General features: G+C 64.0%; 3 protein-coding genes. All 3 read left to right on the forward strand.

The window, feature by feature from the left end; genetic code table 11:
• On the forward strand, window positions 1-969 hold a 969-nt coding region (locus FM113_RS15935; RefSeq protein ID WP_087015823.1), incomplete at its 5' end, for an alkaline phosphatase family protein.
• 10 nt (window positions 970-979) lie between these two features.
• Window positions 980-2029 carry a biotin/lipoate A/B protein ligase family protein gene (locus FM113_RS15940; protein WP_087015825.1) on the forward strand — a complete coding sequence of 350 codons (1050 nt, stop codon included), beginning with the start codon at window positions 980-982 and terminating at the stop codon, window positions 2027-2029.
• Window positions 2030-2081: 52 nt separating this feature from the next.
• Window positions 2082-3770: a hypothetical protein gene (locus FM113_RS15945; protein WP_140393392.1), complete on the forward strand. Its 1689-nt coding sequence runs from the start codon at window positions 2082-2084 to the stop codon at window positions 3768-3770.
• Window positions 3771-4858: the final 1088 nt, after the last annotated feature.

Here is a 4858-nt window from a genome sequence, read left to right on the forward strand (position 1 = left end):
CCCTTCGACGCCGCTCCCCTCCCCTCACCGCAGGAGTTCCCCGTGATCTCACTTCCCGCCTCATTTCCCTCCGCGCACTCAGGTCCCTCTGCTGCCGGCCCCGGACCTCGCCGCCGGATCCTGCTCGTGGGTCTCGACGGCCTCCGCGTGGACCGCGCGATCGACGCGGGTCTCATGCCGACGCTGGCGCGTCTCGCCGCCGCGGGCAGCCGCCACCGCATGGTCGTTGCCACCCCCACACTTTCGGGCCCGAGCTGGGCGACAATCCTCACGGGTGCCACGATCGCCGAGCACGGCGTCACCGATAACCAGTTCATGGGCTCGCAGCTCAGCCGATACCCGGATCTGCTCAGCCGAGCGTTTTACGCGGATCAGCGCCGCGTGACTTTCGCCGCGGCGAGTTGGCCGCCCCTCGTCGATCCCGCAGGATTTGGACCCGTCATCCACGAGCGCGCCGAGCAGCACCGCGCCGGGCAGCACCGCGTGGTAATCCGGGACGGAGAGACACGTGGGTACGTCCCGTTCGACGCAGAAATCGTCGAACACTCACTCTGGGCGCTGCGCTACGACACCCCAGACGTGTGCTTCACGTACCTGTGCGACGCCGATGAATCCGGACACCTGCACGGCCCGCTTTCCCCGGAGTACACGGCAGCTCTCGCTCGGCTCGACGCGCACCTCGCCCGCCTCACGGCCGAGATCGAGCGCCTCGCCGCGGAGAGTGGTGACGACTGGCTGCTCGCCGTGACGAGTGACCACGGCCACGTTGACGCGGGGGGTCACGGCGGCGATAGCGACATCGAGCGCGAGTCGTTTGTGGTGCTCGCCCGCCCGGGCCGCGAGCCGCTCGATTGGCCCGCCGAGATCGCGGCCACAAGTGTGACCCCGCGATTGCTTGAGTTCTTAGATCCGACGCCTGTTGAAACCACCATCTGCTCTCCCCGAAACCGCGCCGGGGGCGTACTCTGAGAGTATGACCATGCACGGCGAATATAAGGTACCCGGCGGCAAGCTCGTCGTTGTCGACTTCGACGTGCTCGACGGCCGGATCAGTGATTTCCGACTCTCGGGCGACTTTTTTCTCGAGCCTGACGACGCACTCGGCTGCATCAATGAGGCCGTTGAGGGACTCAGCCCCAACGGCACTATCGAGGAGTTCGGGGAGGCGATCCAGCAGGCGCTTCCGAGTGAAGTTCACCTGCTCGGGTTCACCCCCGATTCGGTGGGCATCGCGATCCGGCGCGCCATCACTGGCGCCGCGCACTGGCGTGACTACGACTGGCAGATTCTGCACGAGCCGCCCGTCACCCCCATGATGAACGCAGCGCTCGACGAGGTGCTCACGACCGCGGTCGGTGAGGGCCTGCGCGGCCCCACGCTGCGCATCTGGGAGTGGAATGAACCCGCCGTCGTGATCGGGAGCTTCCAGTCAGTACGGAACGAGGTCGACGAGGAACAGGCCGCCGCACACGGTGCCCAGATCGTGCGCCGAATCTCGGGCGGCGGGGCGATGTATATGGAACCCGCAGCGAGCATCACCTACGCGCTGTATGTTCCGGGCGAGCTGGTGCGTGGCATGAGCTTCGCAGATTCCTACGCGTATCTCGACGAGTGGGTGCTCGAGGCGTTGCAATCGCTCGGGATCAACGCGCAGTACAAGCCGCTCAACGACATCACGAGTCCACACGGGAAGATCGGTGGGGCCGCGCAGAAACGCCTCGGGTCCGGGGCGGTGCTCCACCACGTCACAATGGCCTATGACATGGATGCCGGAGCAATGACCGAGGTACTGCGCATCGGGCGGGAGAAGCTCTCCGACAAGGGCACCACGAGCGCGCAGAAGCGCGTTGACCCCCTGCGCAGCCAAACGGGGCTCACCCGCGAGGCGATCATCGAGAAGATGATCGAGGTGTTCAAGCGCCGGCACGGCGGCACCGATGGCGAGGTGACTGAGGGCGAGTGGGATGCCGCCGAGTTGCTCGTCCAGCAGAAGTTCAACACGGAAGCGTGGTTGCGCCGGGTGCCGTAGGTGCCTGTGGATAACTCGGCACACTTTCTCCGGCGGCCGGTACCCTGGCCACATGACAGCATCCGGCCCACCCCCACCGCCGCCTCTGCTCCGCGACCTTGCCAGCGCACTGGCTGAGCCGTCACCCCTACCGCTGCTGACGCTTGCAAGCGTCCTCGCGTCATCCGCGACCCCCGTTCCACTTGGGCATCTGGTGGGCATTCCCGAACCAAGAACCACCCTCCTCGAGCTGATCCATATGTTCGGCGAGCACCGAAGCACTGAATTCGACGCTGTGCTCCGGGTCTGGACGGAGATGCTCAACGACGAGGTACTACGGCGGCGCTGCGGAATCGGCCTTTCTCCCACCACCAAACCCGAGTGGTTGGGCAGGCTCACAGAGTTGCGCCCCGTCCGGGCTTCAGTTGCCGGTGACGTGTATGGGGCAGAAGAAACGCTGTTCGTCGAGTTGGCCCTGGGTGAGCAGGTTTTCACAATTGCCATTCCGATCAGCCTGCTCGGCCTGCCCACGCTGCAATCGGCATATCCGCTCGACGCACCAATCGACGTACTCCTCGCTGACCTCGCTGCAGCCGCAGATCAAACCACCAGCATCGCGGACCTGTCGCTCGCTGACGCGGGTGCCCGCACCCGCGAAGCGCTCGCGATGCACGACTCCACAGTACCGAACCCCGAAATCGACGACCCGGACTGGCCCCTGCACCGCCCGCTTCTCGAGTGGACACTGCGACTGCTCCCTGAAAGCGGAGTGGGCTATGAGCGGCGCGAGTGGGTACCCGAGGAGCTGGATGCCTTGCTCGCGGAGTTCCTCTCGGCAACGCCTGAGGTGACGGCCGATCAGGCTCTGCACGATCACGCACGACTCCTGCTGGAGTTCAATGCAAACTACGGTTGCGGAGATCCGCTGCGCTGGGGGCCTCAGGTCGTGGAGCAGATCCTCATGGATCTCTATCCCCGAAAGGTGATGGCGGATCCGGAGCACCTGGGCTCACTCCCAGAAGCACTCATCATGTTGATTCCCTGGGCGAATGGGCGGGCTGGACTCCCGGAAGAGGCCACAGCACAGGCCGTGCAAGCGCTCGTACATTTTGTGCCTGCCTACCTCAGCCTCATTGCCGAGTCGGCACCATCCGGGGCGCTTCCTGATGAGCTCCGTGCCCTCTTCGATGAGGCCACCGGGCAACCCTTGGACTCCTTTGTGGCTAACTTCGCTGGTTCCCTCATCGCGGAAGTTGGATCGCTGGAGGAACTCAAGGCCCTTGACACAAGACCGCTCCCGCTCGAGCCGCTCACCCTGACGGGTATTCAGCCTGAGGTGCACGACCGTGTGCGCGCGGTGGCCACACTGATCACAGACGAGGGAGGAAAACTCTTCCGCAATCCTGAGCTTGTCACGGTCGCTTCTCGAATTCTCGAGCGTCTCGCACGCATCGACCCGGGCAGTTTCCGCGGACGCATCAAGGACACGAACCTCGCCGCAGCGCTGTGCTGGCTCGCCGCGAAGAACAATCAATGGTTTGAGCGGGATAATCCAGAGCGAACCGCCAAGGCCCTGATGGCGTCTTTCACCACACGCACCTCACCGCTGGAACGCGCCGAAGCGATGCTTCACGCCATGGGCGAGGAGTTCCTTCCGGGCTCCACCGCGGTCATGCTTGGCGACCCGGCCCTGCTCGTGTCTTGGCGCCGCCAGGAACTGATCGCCTCTCGTGACGAACTCGATCAGATCATGGAGTCATAGGTAGCGCGGAGCCGCGCATCACGACACAAGCGAATGCTCTGGAAGGCGCAAGCAAGGCCAGGCATCGCGCAGCGCAGCACAACACAGCACAGCGCTGCGCAGCGCAGCGCGGCATAGCACAGCACCGCACCGCAATGACGCGGAAGCGTTCCACTGCCAGCACTTCGACATTCGGAATACTGAATACCGCAAGCTCGGGGGCTCGGGTGTCGGGAAAGAAATGCTGAGCGCTTCCGCGTCGACTACCTGGGCGTCGGGCGATCTCTTCTTCGATATCAGAGTTCGGGCATGTATGAGGTGGCGGGTGCCGAGACTGCGGATATCCGGAATAGGTGCACCTGGCGTGTGAGATTCCAGGGTCTGCGAGTAGCAGACTCTGGGGTGCCCGGCTCTGGGGTGCCCGGCTCTGCGGGGCCCGCTCCGGGGGACCACGCTCTCGCGCAAGGGGTTCCGGGGTGGGAGATTTTGGTGGGTCCGGCTGTGGAACGCCAAGCTGTCGAGTCGGCGAGAATAGCCTGCAAAGGCATTGGAATCTCAGTCACCTGAGAGGGCCAAACTTGTGATGAGTCGTTCTTGGTGAACTCAGACTTTTCGAAGCGCGACCCGAGCTTGGCGCGGCACCGCTCGGACATCTGCAAGCAGAGACCCCAGCACAGTTCAATCCTCCAGAACGGGGATGTCTGTGCCGGGGCCAACGCTCTCATGCCTAACCGGGGTAGAGCGCTTCATCCTCAGGCGGCTGATTCCACTAGGTTCGGCCCGCAGGAAAAATGTTGCCTCCGGCCCGATTCTCATGGGCTGCTAGAACGGGTGCGCCTCGGGGTCTTGTAAGTCCTGTGGGTCCTGTAACAAGGTAGATGGCTCGGAATATCTGGGACTCTCGGCCACTCCCGGATTCACGGGCGTTTCCGACCAGCTCCTGCCTATCCCAGATTTGCCAGGTGGCATCTGATTATTGAACGTGTCCTCGGGTGGTTCGATGACGGGTACAAACCTCACCCGGCTTGGTGGCCGGTCTAGATACTTTCGTCCTGTCGGGTCGGTCCAGGTCACGTCCCCGGCGTCGTGTTGGGTGATTGTCCATCCGG

The organism is Leucobacter sp. 7(1) (genome assembly GCF_900163635.1).
Taxonomy (GTDB): Bacteria; Actinomycetota; Actinomycetes; order Actinomycetales; family Microbacteriaceae; genus Leucobacter.